Origin of the sequence: Butyrivibrio hungatei NK4A153, assembly GCF_000424465.1 — a bacterium.
GTDB lineage: Bacteria > Bacillota > Clostridia > Lachnospirales > Lachnospiraceae > Butyrivibrio > Butyrivibrio hungatei_A.
Window position 1 is genome coordinate 101,265 of the sequence record NZ_KE384198.1, and the last position, 20,592, is coordinate 121,856.

General features: G+C 42.1%; 15 protein-coding genes and 1 riboswitch. Of the genes, 4 read left to right on the top strand and 11 right to left on the bottom strand.

All coding sequences use genetic code 11. The features are described 5' to 3' along the window. Nucleotides 1–358 precede the first annotated feature (358 nt). Nucleotides 359–454: riboswitch (THF riboswitch) on the top strand. 64 nt (nucleotides 455–518) lie between these two features. Together G628_RS17680 and G628_RS17685 are read left to right on the top strand one after the other, a co-directional pair. Further along, a complete protein-coding gene (locus G628_RS17680; protein ID WP_034462053.1) occupies nucleotides 519–1,034 on the top strand; it encodes a folate family ECF transporter S component in 516 nt (171 codons plus the stop codon). After that, nucleotides 1,021–2,310 carry a bifunctional folylpolyglutamate synthase/dihydrofolate synthase gene (locus G628_RS17685; protein WP_051199244.1) on the top strand — a complete coding sequence of 430 codons (1,290 nt, stop codon included), beginning with the start codon at nucleotides 1,021–1,023 and terminating at the stop codon, nucleotides 2,308–2,310. The genes G628_RS17680 and G628_RS17685 overlap by 14 nt, the downstream gene beginning before the upstream one ends. 68 nt (nucleotides 2,311–2,378) lie before the next feature. On the opposite strand, the gene G628_RS0115210 is transcribed toward G628_RS17685, so the two are convergent. From G628_RS0115210 to G628_RS0115235, 6 genes are all read right to left on the bottom strand, one after another. Next, the gene (locus G628_RS0115210; RefSeq protein ID WP_330365525.1) at nucleotides 2,379–2,807 is read right to left on the bottom strand and encodes a prolipoprotein diacylglyceryl transferase family protein; all 429 of its coding nucleotides are present in this window, start codon (nucleotides 2,805–2,807) and stop codon (nucleotides 2,379–2,381) included. Nucleotides 2,808–2,888: 81 nt separating this feature from the next. Beyond that, entirely contained in the window at nucleotides 2,889–4,046 is a 1,158-nt protein-coding gene (locus G628_RS0115215; protein ID WP_242827245.1) for a YibE/F family protein, read from the bottom strand. Then, nucleotides 4,033–10,947, bottom strand: a complete 6,915-nt coding sequence (locus G628_RS17690; RefSeq protein ID WP_051199245.1) for a CehA/McbA family metallohydrolase — start codon at nucleotides 10,945–10,947, stop codon at nucleotides 4,033–4,035. The genes G628_RS0115215 and G628_RS17690 overlap by 14 nt, the downstream gene beginning before the upstream one ends. A gap of 160 nt (nucleotides 10,948–11,107) precedes the next feature. Then, a complete protein-coding gene (gene sdaAA / locus G628_RS0115225; protein ID WP_027209495.1) occupies nucleotides 11,108–11,965 on the bottom strand; it encodes an L-serine ammonia-lyase, iron-sulfur-dependent, subunit alpha in 858 nt (285 codons plus the stop codon). 10 nt (nucleotides 11,966–11,975) lie between these two features. Next, complete coding sequence (gene sdaAB, locus G628_RS0115230) at nucleotides 11,976–12,635, bottom strand: L-serine ammonia-lyase, iron-sulfur-dependent subunit beta (protein WP_026655700.1); 660 nt, start codon at nucleotides 12,633–12,635, stop codon at nucleotides 11,976–11,978. A 9-nt stretch (nucleotides 12,636–12,644) separates the two neighbouring features. Then, entirely contained in the window at nucleotides 12,645–14,558 is a 1,914-nt protein-coding gene (locus G628_RS0115235; RefSeq protein WP_027209496.1) for an NAD(+) synthase, read from the bottom strand. A gap of 541 nt (nucleotides 14,559–15,099) precedes the next feature. On the opposite strand from G628_RS0115235, the gene G628_RS0115240 reads away from it, so the two are divergent. Beyond that, complete coding sequence (locus G628_RS0115240) at nucleotides 15,100–15,468, top strand: type II toxin-antitoxin system RelE/ParE family toxin (protein WP_026667400.1); 369 nt, start codon at nucleotides 15,100–15,102, stop codon at nucleotides 15,466–15,468. Beyond that, nucleotides 15,461–15,730 carry a helix-turn-helix domain-containing protein gene (locus G628_RS0115245; RefSeq protein ID WP_051199250.1) on the top strand — a complete coding sequence of 90 codons (270 nt, stop codon included), beginning with the start codon at nucleotides 15,461–15,463 and terminating at the stop codon, nucleotides 15,728–15,730. Before G628_RS0115240 ends, G628_RS0115245 begins: the two co-directional genes overlap by 8 nt. A 79-nt stretch (nucleotides 15,731–15,809) precedes the next feature. Here G628_RS0115245 and buk read toward each other — a convergent pair whose 3' ends face one another. The 5 genes from buk to G628_RS17695 form a co-directional block, all read right to left on the bottom strand. Further along, the gene (buk, locus tag G628_RS0115250; protein ID WP_026655703.1) at nucleotides 15,810–16,874 is read right to left on the bottom strand and encodes a butyrate kinase; all 1,065 of its coding nucleotides are present in this window, start codon (nucleotides 16,872–16,874) and stop codon (nucleotides 15,810–15,812) included. A 110-nt stretch (nucleotides 16,875–16,984) separates the two neighbouring features. Further along, entirely contained in the window at nucleotides 16,985–17,893 is a 909-nt protein-coding gene (ptb, locus tag G628_RS0115255) for a phosphate butyryltransferase (RefSeq protein WP_026655704.1), read from the bottom strand. Between the two features lie 170 nt (nucleotides 17,894–18,063). Beyond that, the gene (locus G628_RS0115260) at nucleotides 18,064–19,044 is read right to left on the bottom strand and encodes a hypothetical protein (RefSeq protein WP_027209497.1); all 981 of its coding nucleotides are present in this window, start codon (nucleotides 19,042–19,044) and stop codon (nucleotides 18,064–18,066) included. Between the two features lie 17 nt (nucleotides 19,045–19,061). Continuing rightward, on the bottom strand, nucleotides 19,062–19,499 hold the full coding sequence (locus G628_RS0115265) for a DUF4869 domain-containing protein (protein WP_027209498.1): 438 nt from the start codon (nucleotides 19,497–19,499) through the stop codon (nucleotides 19,062–19,064). A gap of 199 nt (nucleotides 19,500–19,698) precedes the next feature. Then, complete coding sequence (locus tag G628_RS17695) at nucleotides 19,699–20,586, bottom strand: ATP-grasp fold amidoligase family protein (protein WP_051199246.1); 888 nt, start codon at nucleotides 20,584–20,586, stop codon at nucleotides 19,699–19,701. Nucleotides 20,587–20,592 lie beyond the last annotated feature (6 nt).

Sequence of the window (20,592 nt, forward strand, 5' to 3'; positions counted from 1 at the left end):
AGCCTCCTATCTGAAATTGCGGATTTCTGTAATTTCATTAAAATTATCATGCATTAAAAAATCTATGATCAATTATAAATGTGCATCACACCTACATTTCGACACATATATCATATTACGACAAATCAGCACTTGTCCACCTTAACGTTTATTAATATTCGTTATTTCCGTTAGTATAAAACATATTCCCACACACCACCGCATATATCATAATTCCCACACAATGCACAATCCCGCATATAACATGTTTTTAGTAAAAAATGCATGTAACAGGCGTCTATTCCTATAAATGTTTATGTATATTTATGCTTGATATTCTTTTTCATTCACCCTATAATACAGACAAAATTAAAAAGAATGCAGAGTAGACTGTAAAGCGTCAAGTGCCGGGTGAACAGGGAGTTGTCATTCGGACGAAGGGTAATCCGCGGTTTTATGGTCGCATCCCGCTGCTACATAGTGAAGTGTATAACACCTCTCGTGTAGACAAAAGGAAGCTGCGAGGAGGTGTATTTTTTATGAAAAAATTACGTGACACAAACACACTTACTCTGGCCGCCATGTTAACGGCTCTGGGTATCGTACTGGGATTTCTCAAAATTCCCATCAACCAGATCATCGAGATCAGATTCGGCTCACTCCCGATCGGCATCGCAGGTATGTCGCTCGGCCCCGGTATTGCCGCTATCGTCGGAGCACTTACCGATATCGGAGGATATCTTGTAAAGCCTACCGGTCCTTTCTTTCCCGGATTTACTATAAGCGGAATCGTAAGCGGCCTGATCTTCGGCTTTATTCTTTACAACAAGAAACCTACGCTTGCCAGAATTATTGCGGCTGAAGCCGTTCACACACTTATCGTAGGCATCATCATGAATACCTACTGGCTCGACATGATGTATATCAAAAAAGGCTTCTTTGTGACACTTGTAGCAAGACTTCCCAAAGAACTTGTAATGCTCCCCATCAATATTTTAATGCTTTACATTGTTTTGGAAGCATTTGGCAGGATTAAGACTTATGCACGAGTATAATTATTCAGAGGCAATTTCTTTTTTTGAGAAATTGCCTCACTTTGAACCACCCAAAAATAATAATACCCCCGTAAAAGACATGTTTTCTCTGGACGCCGAGCTTGCTCTTCTCAGAAAACTGGGAAATCCCCAGATCGGGCAGCGCTATGTTCACGTCGCAGGCACAAACGGCAAAGGCTCGACTGTTGCCTATCTCACTTCGATCCTTATAGAATCGGAATTAAGAGTCGGCACCTTCGCCTCACCCTTTTTATACCACTACAATGAACTCTTTAAGATAAACAATACTGAAATTTCGGATGAGGATTTTGCAAGGCTCTTTTCGCAGATAAAGCCCGCATATGACGAGCTTGCCGCCGAGAACATATTTCCCAGCGAATATGAGATTCTTACCGTCATGTCTTTTATTTATTTCAGCGAAAAAAACTGTGACATCGTCGTCATGGAAGTCAGCATGGGAGGCCGCGTGGATACGACAAACGTAATTCCCGCGCCACTCGTTACTCTCATTACTCCGATAAGCTACGACCACATGTCAATCCTTGGTAACACACTGACTGAGATTGCAACCGAGAAAGCCGGAATAATCAAGCACGGTACATCTGTCATCACTCCATTTCAGGAACGAGAAGTCAGCAAAGTTCTTGAAGATTTTTGTGCAAAAAAAGCTGTTTCTTTGGCATACTTCACTGAGCCCGTCCCGATTGAACGAAGCTTGCATGGACAGCGTTTTGACGTAGACGGAACAACTTACAGCACAAAGCTTCTGGGAACCTACCAGATAGGCAACGCAGCCCAAGCAATCTACGCCGCAAGGAAACTTGCTCAGAAAGGATTTAGGATTTCCGAAACTGACATATCCCGAGGAATCGCAAATACCGAGTGGTTCGGACGTTTCACTGTTGTAAAAGAAAATCCGTATATCATAATAGACGGTGGCCACAACAGACAGGGCGCGGCAGTTCTTCGCTCATCACTTGAAGAATACTTCCCCGGCAAAAAGATCACATTCCTTCTCGGAATCCTCGCCGACAAAGAAGTTGATATCATCCTCGATGAACTGATGCCGATTGCAGATAAGTGCTACGTCACTGCTGTCCCAAATAAAAGGACTATGGATCCTGATGACCTTGCCAAGATGGTGGAAAGCCGCGGCGTTAAAGCAACTGTTTTGGAAAAAGATTATCCACTTGAAGACCTATGTAAAGACGAGACAGAAGTTCTCTGCATTGCAGGATCTCTCTATCTCATAAAAGATATTACATTGAAATTTTGAACAATCAGATACAGCGATTGACAACGCTCCCTTGTGGCATACAGATTATCATTGATACTCTATTCCGATCATTCATCGGAATAGAGTTTTATTGTTTTTGCTTGTCTTCTGTTTAAGAAAATAAAAAGTACAACGATAACTACGCACATTACCTGCGTAGCTGTTATGACATGATAAAGATGCGCATATCTGAGAAAATCTAAAGCAATCTTAGCTATAGCATATATGCTCGAAGCAACCAGCGGATTAAAACGCTTTTTGAAATATAAAACAATTGAAAATGCAAAAAGAAGCAGAAAAACTGCAGACTCTAACTTTTGAATCGGAAATAGATTTCCCTTGTCGGTATGGACACGCATAAATCCGTTATACGGAAGCCCTTCGCAACATCCCGCGAAAGCACATCCTATTTTTGCCACTCCGTACATCAACGGAAGGGCTACCACAAAGGATTCAAAAAATACTTCTTTATATTTGGGAGTTATCCTTGTAAATATATATGCTCCGTCTCCTTACGTTATTATGTCATCATTTTATTGCATATACACAATTCTTTCAAATTCCGATCGTGATATTGGCTATTTGTTATTCTTATGGCCAAACAAATACGCCCCAATGGCTGCAACGCATGGAACGGTCGAAATAATGCCAACGGAGCCTGCGATTGCTCTGATAAGCTCAACAGCCACAAAGTCTGTGTTTATTAACTGGATAAAAGACACTCCATAGGAATATATAAGGATCATCATATTAAGTGCGCCGCCGACATAGGCAAGAACCAGCGTGTTGGCCATTGTGCCCATGGCGTCTCTTCCGATCTTCATACCGGATTTAAAGAGTTCGCCGAAAGTAGCTTTTTCGTTTGCAAGTTTGATTTCTTCTATAGCGGATGAAATCGACATCGCTATATCCATAACCGCACCCATCGCAGCGATCAGTATCCCACTGATAAAAAGACCTGACATCTTAAGATTGCTTGTTGATTTCACAAGAAGAAGCGCTTCCGCCTCATCTGTCTGAAATGTTGTAACGCCGCCAAGTTTTGCGGATACAGCTCCGAGTATGGCAGCTATAAGCACTCCCGCAAGCGAGCCCAAGGCCGCTGACGCAGTCTTTTTACCGGTTCCGCCGATAAGAAGGAAGCATATCGCAGAGGTTACAAATATAACCGCGATTGTCACGGGGATTGCAGAAAATCCCTTGTAAACAAGCGGAAGTAGCACAAACAGGATAACAAGTACCGTGTAGGCAAGTCCTATAAATGCTTTTAATCCCTGCTTTCCTCCCATGAGAACAAGCACAGCAAAAAATACAGCTACAAGTCCGATTGTAAGCGGAATGCGATTGTAATTATAGATGCTTACGGTATATGTATGCTCTGCCGATGTATCAATCCTTACACTAACAGTATCGCCTTCTTTTACATCCACGTTATAAAGGGTGCTGAAATAATTTGTGACTTTGCAGATGTCACCTTTATAGCGGCCTGTAAGGATTTTGACCTTAAGTTCGCTGCTGCCCTTCTTTTGATTTTCAACACTCTCATCAATAACCGTATTGTCCTCTATTACAGAAAGAACTCTGGCAGTCTCATATTCAACTCCGGAGTTCTCTGTTACAGTGTATTTAGGCCTGTCCGCATTGGCATAGATAACTACGCCAATGCTTAAGGCTATGAATACAAGGACTGATACAGCTTTTATTATCAGCTCTTTTTTCATATTATTTTTTCCCAAATAAATGTCTTAATTTTGATAACAATCCCGCAAGTTTTCCACCTGATGCAGCGGCTGCACCTGCTGCGGCCGAAGCTCCTGCTGCAGCTCCCGCAGAAACGCCTGCTGCAATATGGCTTATCACAAAGATAACCAGCGCCACAACGCCAACCGCACCGGCTCCTATTGCCACAAACTTTTTAGGTATGTTGGGCAGCTCGGGTAGCTTAAACTCTTTTTTCTTGCCGTTATCTTCCTGTTTATCCTGCTCTGCACCGTTGTCGGTCTGAGAATCTGCAGTCTGTGCAGAATCCTTGTTATCCTCATTTTCGGTGCTGCTGTTGTCTGCATCTGTAGACTTTGCCTCTGTGCTGTTATCCGAAGAATCCTTCTTGTTTGAATCTGCAGCTTTATTATCGGATTGCTTCTTTTTAGCTCCGAGTACAGAATTGTCTTTCTTCGTATTGTCTGATTTCTTTTTGCCGTTTACGGACTCTGACTTTTTGTTATCTGTCTTTTTGTTATCCGTATTCTTATTGTCTTTTACGGAGTCAGACTTCTTGTTATCGACCTTCTTATTGTCGCTTCCTTTGTTGTCTTTCACCGCTTCAGACTTTTTGTTATCGGATTTCTTGTTATCTTTTACCGTGTCCGATTTCTTGTTGTCCTTTGCGGAATCCTTCTTTTTATTATCGCTTACCTTGTTGTCTTTTACGGATTCCGACTTCTTGTTATCGACCTTCTTATTGTCGCTTCCTTTGTTGTCTTTCACCGTTTCCGACTTTTTGTTATCGGATTTCTTGTTATCCTTCACTGCGTCAGACTTCTTATTATCGTCCTTCTTGTCGTCTGTTCCCTTATTGTCCTTTACAGAGTCAGACTTCTTATTATCAGTCTTTTTATCGCCGGCTTTATCACCCTTCTTTGTGTTATCTGCCTTATCTGCAAGTACAATATCGTCGCAATTGCGAACCCTGAGTACCGGTACTGATACATCCGATTTTCCTTCAGGATGCTTATAGAGCACACCTGCAGCGGTAACTTTGGCACCTTTCTTTACGAAATCTCCGACAGTGTTCTTACCTGTTGAGCCGGATCTTATATATCCGTCGATGAAGATAGCCGCCTCGGCTCCCGATGAATCTTTTAACCAGAACTCGGCAACCGTTCCGTCGGCGTTGTAATCAACTCTTGTCACATCACCTGTTGTCTTAAGGAGCTGACCTCCAAGCTTATCGTAATCCATTGCAGTCTTGGTATCAACTGCCTTAGGTTCCCATACTTTAGGATCTGCTTTGAGCTCTTTTGCAGAAAGAACTTTGAGCTCAAGGTCGCCCTGATACTGTGCAAGGAAACCTACAATACGCATCTTGGTACCAATCTTAAGTCCGGGTGTAGCATAAGGGAATATGTCCATTCCACCTGTCTCATCCTGAATGTAGATGGTATCAAAGAATGTTGTATCCTGATTTTCTGTTCCCGATGTCACATAGCCTTCAACTGCGAAGACTTCGTTCATCTTGCCCTGTCTTGCTTTTGCGATAGTTGTAGTCTCAAGCTCAACCGTAGCGCCGTCAATAATGTTATTTACGATCGTATGGTTTGCATACGGAAGTGAATCATTGTTGTCCATTTCAGCTTTTACTTCAAAGTCTGAGAGGAATACACCACCCGAAACTATGATCTGACCGCCTGCTTTTGTCTTCTGACGTGCAATGAAGGTTACCTTTCCGTCATTATCAAGCTTTGTGCCTTTAACTCCGTTAGGCAAAGCACCGCCATTAGAGTTTCCTGCTCCGTCTTTGCAATCAACTGAATATGTGGTTTCAAATCCGTTTACAAGCCACTCTGCCTCATCAACAAAGTTTGTAGCCTTTGCATTAGAAATATCCACAGAACATCCCGAATACTGGCTGTATTTCTGGCCTTCCTTTATTCCTGCAAGAAGAGCGGATTCTTTGTTGAATACGGTAGGATACATTCTGTAAACCTGTCCGCCGTTATTCTTATCATCGCACACTTCATCGGAGCCCATACGAATGGTTGCGCCGATTGCTTCAAGGATCTTGTTCTGCTCGGTTGCAGTCTGACAGTCTTTGGTATCGGAATAATCAGCAAGGCCGCATACGATCACAGATCCGCCGCCTGCCACATATTCTTTTACCATCTTGATAAAGTCATCACTGTAATGTGAAACCTTGCTAGGTTCTTTATTATTCTTTCCCGGAGCTGACAAAACAAGTAACTTGCAGTCTTTTAACATGTCACTTGTGATATTGTCCTTAACCACAGTTGCTCGTATATTTTTCTTAGCACAAAGATTTATGAACGCATTCACATTTCCTGTGTAATAGCCCGAAACGTAATCATTATAGTGAGTACCGTCAATGATCACATTTGAGACCATCTTGGGAACCGCATAATTTACGGCAAACTTATCTTTATAAATCTTCTCAATACCACCAAGCATAGCATGGACGGTAACCTCATATGTCACCTGTCCCGCCTCGTTGTATACATAGCTTGTTTTATATGATGCGGTGCCGTTTGAAGCAACCTCTGATACCTTAGCCTCTGCGCCGGATACTTTTGAAACAGGTACTTTTTTGCCATCCACATCGCTGAGTTCAATCTCGATATCCTTGATCTCAAGAGGTGTCTTTTCGTTGTTGAAAAGGTCAACGTTGATATCAAGAGACTCTCCCGCTACGGGAAGTACCGTCTCTGTATATGCATTGTTGATTCCGCAAGCCTCGACACTGCCTACCCATACAGGAGCTGTTACCGCAATGTCTTTATCCTGCTCGGAAATCTTGAGGTAGTAGTAAGAATATGCAGAGGGAACTGTAAATGTAACCGTTGCCTCGCTCTTGTCAACGTTCTGTGAAGCGATCACCTGACCGCCGTTTACGACTACTTCTACCTTACCGATCGCAGAGTCCGTAGGATCCTTGATGTCAGCCTTGATCTCGACCGTTTCACCTACCGTATCCTTATCAAGGATACTTCCCATAACGTTGTTATCAAGTGTGTAGTAGATTGAAAGGTCATTGTCCTCAGTTGCATATATACGATAATTTCTCATTGCATCGTATATTGCTTCTTCGCTGTTGGTATCTGCAAGCATTACAGTACGTGCAGTGTTGGCATCGCCCCAAAGTCCCTTGTGGTTATCCTGGTTGTTTGTGGGAGCCACGTGCCAGCCCTTATCAAGAGCTCTGGTGTAATACTCGTATGAAGGGAAGTAACCTGAAGATCCAATTGCACCTTCACCGTTACCAACCTCTATCATTGTAATGAGCGCATCATTTTCTTCCGAGTAATATGCAAAATCCTGGAAATCACCGAAGGTCGTTCCCGGGTGATTGAACTGGCTGATAGAATCAGGCGCAGTTCTAAGAGCTGCATAGTAGTTATTAAGCGCCGTTGAATATGTTGAATAATCTTTCTGTGTTCGGCTCTGGAATCCCTTTGTGTTAAAGGTATTCATATGTCCGAGTCCGTTTGACCAGGTCATCTCATAGCCGTAAGCGCAAGTGAAATCATCTGTTGAATACTTCTTTACAAGATTATGAGCATAAGTCCACTCATCATTTTCGCTTGTATCAACGTTTTCCGTGATCTTTGAATTTCCTTCATTATCAATCGAGTTGGAGTGATCGGTGATAATGATGAAATCGAGGTTATCAACCTTTGATGCATGAGAAAGCGCATCCTCCAATGATCCCGCACCGTCTGAAATGTTGGTATGTGCATGGACCTGACCGAAGTATATATTTTCTCTCTCATTTGTACGCTTTGTATATTTAAGCGTTGAAACCACGCTGTCTGAGTATCCCTCTTTTACAGCCTTTACCTGAATCTGCGCAGGGAGCTCTTTTGCCTCAAACGGCTGTGTATATTCTATCCAGTCATCATGGGCTTCTTCTTGTGCTGCGTCGGGCTCACTGCCTTCTTCCGCATTCTGCTGTTCTACAGATTCAACAACATTTTTCTCGATTTCTTCGTCTGTCATGTATCTGTAGAAAATCTTTGCGTTTTCTGTCTTTGTAGACAATGTGATCTTCTGATTTGCCGCTATTGCTCCGCCGTTTGGAGTAGCCTTAACTGTGGCAACCTGTGCCTGAGTATACTGATAAACGCAGGTTACGCTGTCTTTTAATCCCTCTTTAACCGCACGGGCACGAATTATAGCAGGAAGCTCCGATATTGTGATCTTATTGCCGGCATCATACTTAACTTCTTCCGCACCGTTTATCGAATAATAAATATCCGCACCTTCGGTTCCTGTCAAAAGAGCTATCTTAGCGCCTTTTTCAATTTCGCCGCTTGCAGGATCTGCGATAACATGGCCGCAGATCTTATCTGATACCACGGGATGTCCTGATACTATGACGGTATCAATTCTGTTTGTTCCGTCTTTTTTCGCATCACTTCCGCCTTTTGCAGAAAGAGTTGTCGCAGGAACTAGTCTTACGTATATCTTTTCTTTGTTATTGGCACCGTCGGGAATCTTAAAGCTAAATTCCACATAGTTGGTAGGCGCAAGAGAAGTCTTGGCAATACCGTCAGAAATCTGCTTACTGCCACTTACCTCTGAAGGTTTGTTGTCTCTGTATGTTGTATATTTATATGAATATGAACCTTCACTGAAATTCTTGAAGCTTCCATCCTCACCTGTTGCAGAATACTGAAGCTGATAAGCTCCCACTGCCGTATTTGATGAACGCATACGGAAACTGAGCTTCATGTCTGCATATCCAAGAGTGGGAAACTCCATCTGGATGTAATCTGTATTGTTCACTACACCTGTAGCACCCATGTAATAGCTTGTTGAGCCTGTTGTGCTTGACTTTGCAGCTGTGTAAGGCTTAACTTTTTCGCCGCCCACAACAACACTGTACTTGGCGTTCTCATCAAGCATGTCATTGGTAGAATAAAGATCGCCGTTTATGACTTTTTTGTCCGCGATTCCCGCTTCATCGTAGTTGGCATTTCCTGCCCACTGCGCGACTATAAGTTCCGTATCCTTATCGCTCTCTGTCTTTTCAACCTTTTCACCTTCTTCGAGTGCGTAGAAATTTACTTCAAAAGCTGATGTATCAGAGCCGATACCGTAGCTTGTAAATGCATTTTTATAATACTCAAGTGCAACCTTGTAAGATCCGCTCTTGGCCTTGTCATTTACAAGGATGAACTTGCCGTCTGCTGCATCACCGACGTTTTGCAATGTCCATGTGCTGTATTCTTCGGCTGAATCTGCAAGTTTAAGAGCGCAGTTTGTCTTTGTGCCATTTTTCTCAACCGTTGCAGTCAGATATTTTCCGTCTTCAGTCTTAAGTGTGCTCTTTCCGTTTTCATCAACGGAGACCTTGAGAACAAGCGCGTTCTTGTCCTTGATATCTATAGTTTTATTTTCTGAAGGAGTCGCATCTTCGCTGTCAAATTTGCCCGTTTTGACGCCAAGAAGTGTGGTCATCTCTTTGGCTGTCATAAGTTTCTTATCAGCCGGGTAGTATACGACAACGATGTCTCCGTCATAGAACTCTCTTGTAAGGAGCTTTGCCACTGTGTTTTCTGTGAACTTACTTCCTTTTTTCACCGTATATGCAAAAGATACTTTCTCACTGTCGGCATTGTCCTTGGTGGAATATGCGTAAATAGTGGTATCCTCTGTTATCTTGATGGGTTCCTTGTATTCAGAGAAATTCTCTGTTCCGTTTGTATTAAAATAGATCTTTGCTCCTGTTGTAGCGCATGAGAGTGTAATCTCAGTGCCGCTTTCAACAGCTTCGCCGCTCTTTACGGACGCTGTGGGAGCAAGAAGGCCTTCTGCTGCCGGCTTGTCGGTAAGCTTGTAGAATGCAAGTGTCTGACCTTTTATATTGTTATGAATCGCATTATTAGCCTTTTTATATGATCTAAAATCTGTGCTGTTATAAACTCCGAAATATCTTACATCGCCGTTTGAATCAGTAGCACAAAGATATCCGTCATCAATCTTCCATTTAGCACCGACATCATCCTTTGGCTTGGAATCGTTGATTCTGACACCGTTATTGTTTGCGGTGATATATAAGAATTTGTCACCTGCAGAAATTGTATAATACTCTTCTATTGCAGTCGTATTTTCCTTGATATCAGCATCGGAAGATTCTGTAGTCTTCTTTGGCTCTTCGCCAGTTTTTGCAATTGATGCGGACTCTTTATCTGTACTTGTTTTATCCGCATTTTCAGTCACTGATGAAACATTTTTGCCGTCACCGGAATTGTTGTCGATAGGTACCTGCTCTCCGCTTTTTACTTGCGCATCACCGTTTCCCTGTACAGTGCCGTTTCCCTGTGTATCACCGTTTACCTGTACATCGCTTGACGGCTCGGTGTTGTCACCACCGGGATTTGCATTCTGCTCTTCGGCACCATTTGATTTTGCGGTCCCATTCTCACCGTTTCCGCTATTTGCTGCTTTGCCGGCCTCAGCCGAACCGTTTTTATCAGAATTCGCCCCGGATGTCTCAATCGCAACACCTTCCGCTTTTTCCAGTTCCGGCTCAGCGTCACTCTTTTCAATATCCTTTGACTGTACTTCAACAGTGTTTTTGGTAATCTTCCAGGCATAGTCACTGTCATTACCATCAGTAATGCTCAGAGTATCGCCATCCACATTGGCAGCCGTTGCCAATGGACCTGTTTTTGTAGACTGTGCATTAGGAAGCACGTATGTCACACCACCGGAAGTCATTGTAATTGCTATGGAATCATCAGCCGAAATATCCTCTAATTTGACTTTAGTCCATAAATGATTGGTTGCTTCTGATTTTTCCGCTGCATAAGATGCAATAGAAAGATCGGACGCACCAACAGATAGTGCCATGTAGAAAGACAGCACTAAAGAAAGCGCTTTGCGACCCGCTTTTCTCATCTCTTTTTTCCTCCAACAAAAAATTCCCCCGGTTATTAATTCATCCCCTACTTATAAGCCAATCGCACAACGACAGACTATCATTTATGGCACTGCCCGTCAACGTGTTTATTTCCCGATAATTTCCGTATTTATTTTCATTTTCAGATAGCAAAAAAGCTCATTTTACCAGTATTTTTTTCGCCGACTCAGTTACAGCCAATCCTCCCTTTCCCGTCTCTTTGACATCTGCAGGCATCTCATTTCCGATTCGTCTCATGCTGTCTATGACATCATCAGGCGAAATAGCGCTCTTTATCCCTGCAAGAGCAAGCTGTGCAGACGTAGCCGCATTTACAGCTCCGTGAGAGTTTCTTTTTATACAGGGAACTTCCACAAGTCCTCCCACAGGATCACAGGTAAGCCCCAGCATATTCTTAAGAGAAAACGCGGCTGCATTTGCAATGGCTTCATTATCGCCGCCTTGCAGGTAAACAAGCGCCCCCGATGCCATCGCCGAAGCCGTTCCGATCTCAGCCTGACATCCACCGTAAGCTCCCGAAATACTCGCGTTTTCACCGATAACTTTACCGATTCCCGCCGCAACATAGAGAGCGTGAATCAGTTTGTCTTTTGGCACGTCAAAATAATCTTTATAGCTTAGAAGCACAGCCGGCACAACTCCGCACGATCCCGCTGTCGGAGCGGCAACTATACGTCTCATGCACGCATTGGATTCGCCCATCTTGATCGCGCGCTCCATGACTTTTCCAAGAAAATCTCCGCATATGTTTTTACCCGAAAGATTATATTCTTCCAGCAGCTTTCCATCACCGCCGCTCATTTTGCTCTGCGACCTCAGATTACCGTCGTACTTTGAATCGGCGTCCTCCATTGCTTCAAGCATCTGCTCCATTGTCCGCATGGATTCCTCCATACTTACGCACCTGCTCTCCATGTCTGTTTCAAGGACAATTTCCCAGAATTCTTTATCTTTCTCTTTTGCCTGACATAATATATCTTCAATAGATTTATACATAACAATCTCCTTACGCACCTTCAAAATACGTCACTTTCAGAACTCCCTCTATCTTGGTGAGCCACTTTAAGCCGTCATCGGGAATTTTCTGATCGCACTCAACGACCATAACAGCCTTCCCGCCTCTAAACGAGCGGTAAAGTTGCATAGTTGCTATATTCACAAGCTTATGCGACAGCATCGAAGTTACTTCAGACACATGCCCCGGCTGATCGAGGTTATGAACGATAAGCGTCGGATATTCACCCGAAAAGTTCGTATCTATGCCGTCTATCTGTGCAATGTTGATCTTACCGCCGCCTATTGACTGTGCAACGATGTCTATAGATGCGCCGTTCACACCGTGAAGCACAAGCTCTACAGAATTGGGATGCGCATCAACAAGCCTCGCTTCGCCAAATGTTATCTTTATATTTTTCTCTTTTGCAATATTAAAGCTCTCAGATATCCGGTAATCATCCGGCCTCATTCCAAGAAGTCCCGCAACAAGCGCCTTATCAGTACCATGGCCTTTTCCGGTGTCTTTGAACGAACCGTATAGCAATATCTCTGCCTCTTTGATTTCCTCGCCAAGAAGCTTCCCCGCAACATACCCTATTCGCACCGCGCCCGCTGTGTGCGAACTTGAAGGTCCGACCATAACGGGACCTATAATATCAAAAATCTCCATAAATGCACCTCATCCTAATGTTTCCAGCTCTTTTAACCACAAAGTCGCGCAAGCATCGCTCGGCATCCTAAGGTCTCCCCTCGGTGACACAGCGACTGAACCGACCTTCGGACCGTCAGGCAGACAGCTCCTCTTAAAGTGCTGGGCAAAAAATCTTTTGTAAAAAACCTTCTCCCATTTCAGGATTTCTTCGGAAGAATAGCTTCCCGCAAAGGCTATGCCTGCAAGGCGGTATATCTTTGCAGGGCTCTGCACAAGCCTTAACATGTGATACAAAAAGAAATCATGAAGCTCGTAAGGTCCCACAAGGTCTTCCGTTTTCTGCGAGATCTTGCCGTCCTCAGGCGGTAAAAGCTCGGGTGATACCGGCGTATCCAAAATATCACGCAACACTTCGCTCAATTTCTCATCACTGCATGTATCAGCATAATAATCCACAAGATGGCGGACCAAAGTCTTTGGAACCGATGCATTTACCGCATACATGGACATGTGATCACCGTTATATGTCGCCCAGCCAAGGGCAAGCTCAGACAGGTCTCCCGTTCCTATGACTATTCCGTTTACCTGATTTGCAATGTCCATAAGAATCTGCGTGCGCTCTCTCGCCTGGCTGTTTTCGTAGGTTACATCGTGGTTTTCGTGATCGTGAGCAATGTCTGCAAAATGTCTTTTGACCGCTTCACCGATATTGATCTCTCTAAGCGTCGCTCCCGTTTCCTTTATGAGGCTGAGCGCATTGTCATAAGTCCTGTCCGTCGTTCCAAATCCCGGCATGGTGACTGCAACGATTCCCCGCCTATCCAATTTGAGATAATCAAATGCTTTTACGATCACAAGAAGCGCCAGCGTCGAATCAAGACCTCCCGAGATGCCGATAACAACATTTTTGCATCCGATATGTTCAAGCCTCTTTTTAAGTCCCATCGCCTGGATTGTCAGGATTTCCTCGCAGCGCTCGTTTCTCTCTGTTTTTGCAGACGGAACAAATGGCTTTGGCGCGATGTATCTTGAAACGCTTGTCTCCTCACTTTTTATGTTAAAAGAAATCTTTTTATAAGCTTCCGTCTGTTTCGCACTGTACGTAGTCATGCGTCTTCTGTCCGCTTCGATAGTTTTCATGTCAAACTCTGAAATTATCATCCCTTCGGAAAAAAGCTCCGACTCCGCAATGATGCTTCCGTTCTCAGACATGATGTTGTGTCCCGAAAATACCACATCCTGCGTCGATTCGCCAGGGCCTGCCGAAGCATAGACATACGCGCAGCCAAGACTTGCAGCCCGGCTGCTGACAAGGTTTCTTCTGTATCTGCTCTTGCCAATTATTTCATTCGATGCCGACAGATTTACGATCATCGTCGCGCCGGCAAGACAGTGCTCTGTGCTTGGCGGATTCGGAACCCACAGGTCCTCACAGATTTCCGCAGCAATCCTGAGCGCAGGCATTTCATCGCACGTAAAAATAATCCTGCTGCCCACAGAAACTTCTTCACCTTCGATATTTATCGCCGTATTCAGCTCTTTTCCCGAATAAAAATGCCTTGCCTCATAGAATTCGTTGTAATTCGGAAGGTGTATCTTGGGCACAATTCCAAGAATCTTCCCCCTGTTTATTGCCGCCGCGACGTTATAGAGCTTTCCTTCTATCGCGAGCGGAAGTCCGACGAAGACCATCGCATCAATATCTTCTGTGTACTTTGTTATATCTATGAGCGCAGATTTTGCCCCTTCCAACAATTCGTCCTGTAAAAAGAGATCCTGACAGCTGTAGCCTGTTATGCACAGCTCCGGAAACACAATTATCTTTGCGCTTTCTTTTTCAGATTCTTTGATCCATTTCTTAATCTCACCAATGTTATATTGAACATCGGCCACTCTCAAATTCGGCGTGATCGCCGCCACTTTAATAAATCCATCTTTCATGTATTCACCTGTATTTCATTAGTTCCGGCTCCATAGCGGAGCAATTTTTATCTGATAGGATTTCGTATCATCAAATGAAAAAGCATTTCGCTCGCGAAATGCTAGCGCGCGAGCGGATTGCGTAAGCAATATATTCCTTACCGCGAGCTGCGCATCCTTGCGGAGCGTTTTTATTGAATAGGGAATTTCAAAGAAATTTCCTATTCAATAAAAAAAATGCAGGCAACAGTGTTTTGTCTGACACCATTGTCTGCATTTAATTATAATTATAATTAACTTCTTCTATGCGTCAATGAAAATCATGAATTCTTCCCTTCAAAAAATCTTAAGAAAATTCGACGGTAAATCTTAAGATTTGTCTGCTAACATAGAAAAAGTCGGCAGTCTTTCTATGACAATTCTAAGACGACGTCTTGGTGAATCGCCAAAATCTACACTTTTCCAAGAAAGGAGTGCTAAGTTGAAAAAACGAAAAAACCATTTATAGCAAATTTGTTATTGACTCTTATATCAAATTTGTTATAGCATTAAAGGAGACAATATGTTTGAAATCATTTTTTATGAAGACGAACACGGATATAGTGATGTAAAAGAATTCATCAATTATCTGCACAAAAATTCGGCAACAAGTAAAGATGCCCGTATTAATTTCAATAAATTAGTTGCATATCTTGATATCCTTGAAGAAATGGGAACACGAGTTGGAGCTCCTATTACCAAACATCTTGATGGCGATATCTGGGAATTGCGGCCTTTATCGAACCGAATATTATATGCATACTACAAAGACAACACGTTTCTACTTCTCCACCACTTCAAAAAGCAATCTCAAAAAACTCCTCCCCGAGAAATTGAGAAAGCAAAAAAAGAGCTGAAAGATTATATGCGGAGGTACAATGCAAATGAGTAACTGGAAAGAATTTAGACAAGAACTTAATATCACTCCCGAAGAAGAAAAAATAATTGAACTTGAAAAAGACCTGCTTCGAACAATGGTCACTATACGCGAAGAGCAAGGCTTATCTCAATCAGAGCTTGCAGACAAATGTAACGTAAAACAACCTGTCATCGCTCGAATGGAAAAAGCTGTACACTCCCCTCAAGTCGACAGTCTACTTAAAGTATTGGTCCCATTGGGATACAAGCTCGCAATTGTCCCAATAAAAAAATAATTTCCTATTTATAGCACGAACCCCCGATGCCAATAAGCATCGGGGGCTCTTATTATAATTGCCAAAGCAAATGTTTTGATCAATATTTCTTTGCTTCCTCTTCGCCGTTCATAACACGGATAGCGCCCTGTGCAAGTGCAAGAAGCTCATCCTCTCCGGGATATACGGTTACAGGTGCAATCCAATCAACACGTTCTTTGATCTTGTCTGTGATAACCTGACCATATGCGATACCGCCTGTAAGGATGATCTGATCAACCTTACCCTTAAGAACTGTAGCGCAAGCGCCGATGTTCTTGCAGATCTGATAGATGAATGCGTCACGGATAAGATTAGCCTTCTCATCGCCCTCTTCGCACATCTTGTTTACTTCTCTCATATCGTTGGTTCCAAGATATGCGTTAAGTCCGCCGCCACCAACGATTTTCTTTTTCATCTCATCATATGTGAACTTGCCTGAGAAACAAAGATCAACGAGTGCCTTAGCAGGGATGCCGTTAGCTCTCTCAGGTGAGAATGCACCGTCACCGTTAAGTGCTGCGAATACGTCAACCATCTTGCCGTTCTTGTGAACTCCTGTTGATGTACCGCCACCCATGTGAACTACGATAACGCTGATCTCATCATATTTTTTACCGATCTCTTTTGCATATCTTCTTGCAACAGCCTTCTGGTTAAGAGGATGATCGATTGAAACACGCTCAACTTCAGGAATACCTGAGATACGTGCAACAGGCTCCATCTCGTCAACAACAACGGGGTCAACTATATATGAAGGAACACCGATCTCATCACCGATCTCTCTTGCAAGAATACCGCCGAGGTTAGATGCGTGCTGTCCCTGAACACCAACCTTGAGGTCTGCAAGAAGCGCATCTGTACACTCGTATGTGCCGCCCGGAATAGGTCTTAAGAGTCCTCCTCTTCCTACGATTACGTTGAAAGATTTGATGTCGATGTTTTCTTTTTTAAGGAAATCAAGAATGATGTTCTTACGAAAATCCTTCTGATCGATGATTGTAGCATACTGATTGATTTCTTCAGTGCTGTGTCTTAATGTTTCCTCTTTTACAAGTGTCTCATCCTCGAAGATGCCGACTTTTGTAGAAGTTGAACCGGGATTTATAATTAAACTCTTTATCATGTTTTTTTCCTTTCACATATTTTTTTATAAGGAACTTCCGCTCTCGGGCTTTGCCCTCGCCGGAAGACGTTCGAACTAGATTCGAAAAAAACTCATCAAGTTCTCTCAGCTTATTTATTGGCAACAACTGCTGCAAGTGCGATTGAGTTAACCTTAACCTCAACTGAATCCGATCTTGATGTAAGGATTACAGGAGCCTTTGTTCCTGTAAGGATGTTACCGTTCTTAACCTTTGCAAGACGAACGATTGTCTTGTATGTAAGGTTTCCTGCGTGGATATCAGGGAAAAGAAGGATATCGGCATCACCGACGATCTTTCTGTCAAGAGCGCCTGCCTTGTGCTGAGCAGCCTCGGGATCGATAGCAAGATCCATTGAAAGAGGTCCGTCAACGATGCAGTTCTTGATCTCGCCTGCTTCGTTCATCTTTGTAAGCTCTGCTGCCTCAACTGTAACGGGCATTTTAGGGTTAACTACTTCTACTGCTGCAAGAGGAGCAACCTTAGGGCAATCAACACCGCAAGCTCTTGCTACATCTACTGTATATTCAATGATGACTTTTTTATCCTCAAGTGTGGGATATGGCATAAATGCAACGTCTGTAAGGAAAAGAAGACGATCGATTCCGGGAATCTCAAACACGCAAACGTGTGAAAGAGGACGACCTGTGCGAAGACCAACTTCTTTATCAAGAACGCTCTTAAGGAAATCTCTTGACTCCAATGCACCCTTCATGTAAATGTCAGCCTTTCCGTCGTGTACAAGAGAAACTGCTGTACGAGCTGCCTCGATGGTATCCTTAACATCGATGATCTCGTAGTCTGCAAGGTTCATTCCAACCTCTGCTGCCTTCTTCTCGATCTCATCCTTGTCACCAACGAGGATAGAATCAACGATTCCTCTCTCCTTAGCAACCTTTACAGCCTCGAGTACGTGTGTGTCCTGCGCTACGGCAACAGACATCTTCTTTTTCTCAGCTGTCTTAAGCTTTGCCAAAATGTCATCAAAATTCTTACTCATTTTAAAAACCTCCAAAAAAATTTATCTTAGATTAAAATATCCAAAAGCCATATGACAAAATTTTAACACTCAGTATTCATAAATGCAAGAATCGGAGCGAGCAAACTCATTAAAAGCCTTATCTTAAAAATGACTAATTCCGAATCAGAATCGGAATTAGTCATTTTGATTTATTCTTCAAATAATTCTCGTATGCTCTGTGGAAGAACTCCTATTATTGAATCTCGATTCTTTCCCTCAAGATAATATGGCTTAAGCCTGCTCTTATCATACTTTTTTATTTCACTATCCGAAGTTGCATCAACCAGTAATTGAGTAAAATATCTTTCCCAACTAAAAAAGTCTCTACTTTCAATATACCTTTCCGGTTCGGCAAGTATACTATCAATGTCCTTTATGTTAATAATTCCTGATTTGAGAATCACCCATTCGAATGATTCAGGAAAATACATTGTTACATCTTTTCTGCTCTTAGCTATAGCCATTACTTTAGCAATATATGCACCGAATGCAGCTCCATCAGCGATAACAACAACCTGCTTATCTTTATCTGCATTTTCAATTTTGCTGACAAAATTCGAATTTCCATCAACACTTATGCAGGCATCTTTTTTACATATCGAAGAAAAAAATTGATACCCCGATTTAGAGTCCTCAACCATGACAATCACATCTTTTGAACTCTTCTCGTCCGTGTCCTCATATATCCTATAAAACTCATTATAAATTTTCTCAGGATAATGATATTTTCCGGTTGTTCGGATTCCATATATTTCCTTTACGCTATATGGCAAGTTATATAATGGCTGTCTGGTAATCAGAACATAATAATTCGATGTATCCTGTATTACATCAGCAAACTCTTTAGAATAAATGAATGAATAGTCTTCATCAATAAAAACTATGCTGCCTTGATATGTTTCCATCGCAACTTTCCAAAGGCTTGTATCTCCGCCAAACACAACACACGGAACATCCGACTGAAGGCGTACTCCACTATCTTTCCCATACCTTGAATATGTCTCAAGAAGCTGAACAAGCGTTGTCTTTCCGGTTGCGCTGTCCCCTTGAATAACAGTAATATTTCTTCTTATATCAAATTCATATTTTAGTCGCTCTGTCTCGACAATAATATGATGTTTATTCTTCATACCCGGATTCCTCTATATCAAACATATTTCAGAGCTGTATGCACGTAATCCTCAATATTATCAATAGTTTTATCCTCATTGATAATTCTGGCCTTAAAATCTCCGCAATTATCAAAAGGCATATAATACCTTAGGTTCACAGAGACATCTATTCTTCTTCCAATCTCCAAAAGCCACTTGGCACAATTTTCTCCACAACTTGTAGCATTAAACATAAGATCAGGTCTTTTATAAATGCAAATAAGCGTCTGTAAACCGCCTGACAATCTTTCAGGCGGAATCGGGCCAAGTACATCACTCTCGATAAGTTGCCCTCCCTTATAATGCGATTTATCAATATCTTCCATCATCTCAGCAATAAGCGGATCTTCAAACCACTCTTCCCGAAAGTTAAACCTGAACCATGACGGCCCATGCATCGCTCCTTCAATTTCTCCAAAATAGATATTCAACATATAATTTGTCCTCAGTAAAAATATAATCCATGCAGCTGTTTTCCGACACGGGGGATACGAAGACATGATCAGAATCATTCCTTTTATCCACGACTTAAACCCTTCATACAAACTGTACATCAGACATCACTCCAGAGACACATCTGAAACAGTTTTGTATGCAATACCATAAAAAAAGATACCAGTAACTGTCACCTACTTACAGACCACTATTAAGGTTCCATTGTTCTCCAAGTATTGTATCAAACTCCTCCGGAACATGTTCAAAATATCCTCCGCCTGTTGTAAAAGTCATCTCCCCAAAATATATATTTCCCTCTATGTTATACAAATCAACCCTAACATGTGAGAAACCTTCAGATAATTTCTCAGCAATTTCCACCATATGATCATAATTAATAGGTTTATCCAGTTGCTTATCTATAGGACAAAAATCTTTTCTTCTATAGTCCATCAAGTTGAAATTTCTATCAAATATTCCAAGTTTGGATTTACTGTGATCAGGATAACCATCTGTCATAACATATATGCAAAACACCTTCCCATTAAAACAAAAAAACTTGTAATCAGCCAAATTTCCATGACTTACAGATAATAAATTCCTTTCTATATATATTTTGGGAACTATATCTTTATATTGAAGCTCAAACATATCATAAGCATAATTATGATTTATCCACTGTCTAATTTTCTTTTTTACTTCTACTACATCAAGCCTTGACTTATCCAACACAATAATATTGCATCCGCATCCATGATTGGTTTTTATCACAAATTCATTGGGAAGTTTTTCAAAATCAATATCCTCACTATCATTGTATATTCCACCAATAAGTGGAACTAGATATTTATTGCCTATCTTTTCTCTTACATAATCTCTAACAGCAATCTTATCCGTTAAATGCGTAAATATTGCATCTCTTCTACATAGTTTTGCCCATTGTATTTTTTCACAAAATGTCTTTGGATTATTAAAATCAAAAAAATATTTTTTTTTCTTGTAATATTGTAATTCTATCAGAAAAGGATAACAGCACTTGGGCATATTCTTTTTTATATAATATTTTATTCTTTTACTTCCGTTCATAATTTC

Coding starts and splice junctions, on each gene's coding strand:
- G628_RS0115260 (WP_027209497.1), bottom strand. CDS start 19,044: ATGAAGAATAAACATCATATTATTGTCGAGACAGAGCGACTAAAATAT.
- ptb (WP_026655704.1), bottom strand. CDS start 17,893: ATGAGTAAGAATTTTGATGACATTTTGGCAAAGCTTAAGACAGCTGAG.
- sdaAB (WP_026655700.1), bottom strand. CDS start 12,635: ATGGAGATTTTTGATATTATAGGTCCCGTTATGGTCGGACCTTCAAGT.
- G628_RS0115265 (WP_027209498.1), bottom strand. CDS start 19,499: ATGTTGAATATCTATTTTGGAGAAATTGAAGGAGCGATGCATGGGCCG.
- G628_RS17695 (WP_051199246.1), bottom strand. CDS start 20,586: ATGAACGGAAGTAAAAGAATAAAATATTATATAAAAAAGAATATGCCC.
- G628_RS17680 (WP_034462053.1), top strand. CDS start 519: ATGAAAAAATTACGTGACACAAACACACTTACTCTGGCCGCCATGTTA.
- G628_RS17690 (WP_051199245.1), bottom strand. CDS start 10,947: ATGAGAAAAGCGGGTCGCAAAGCGCTTTCTTTAGTGCTGTCTTTCTAC.
- G628_RS0115245 (WP_051199250.1), top strand. CDS start 15,461: ATGAGTAACTGGAAAGAATTTAGACAAGAACTTAATATCACTCCCGAA.
- G628_RS17685 (WP_051199244.1), top strand. CDS start 1,021: ATGCACGAGTATAATTATTCAGAGGCAATTTCTTTTTTTGAGAAATTG.
- sdaAA (WP_027209495.1), bottom strand. CDS start 11,965: ATGTATAAATCTATTGAAGATATATTATGTCAGGCAAAAGAGAAAGAT.
- buk (WP_026655703.1), bottom strand. CDS start 16,874: ATGATAAAGAGTTTAATTATAAATCCCGGTTCAACTTCTACAAAAGTC.
- G628_RS0115240 (WP_026667400.1), top strand. CDS start 15,100: ATGTTTGAAATCATTTTTTATGAAGACGAACACGGATATAGTGATGTA.
- G628_RS0115235 (WP_027209496.1), bottom strand. CDS start 14,558: ATGAAAGATGGATTTATTAAAGTGGCGGCGATCACGCCGAATTTGAGA.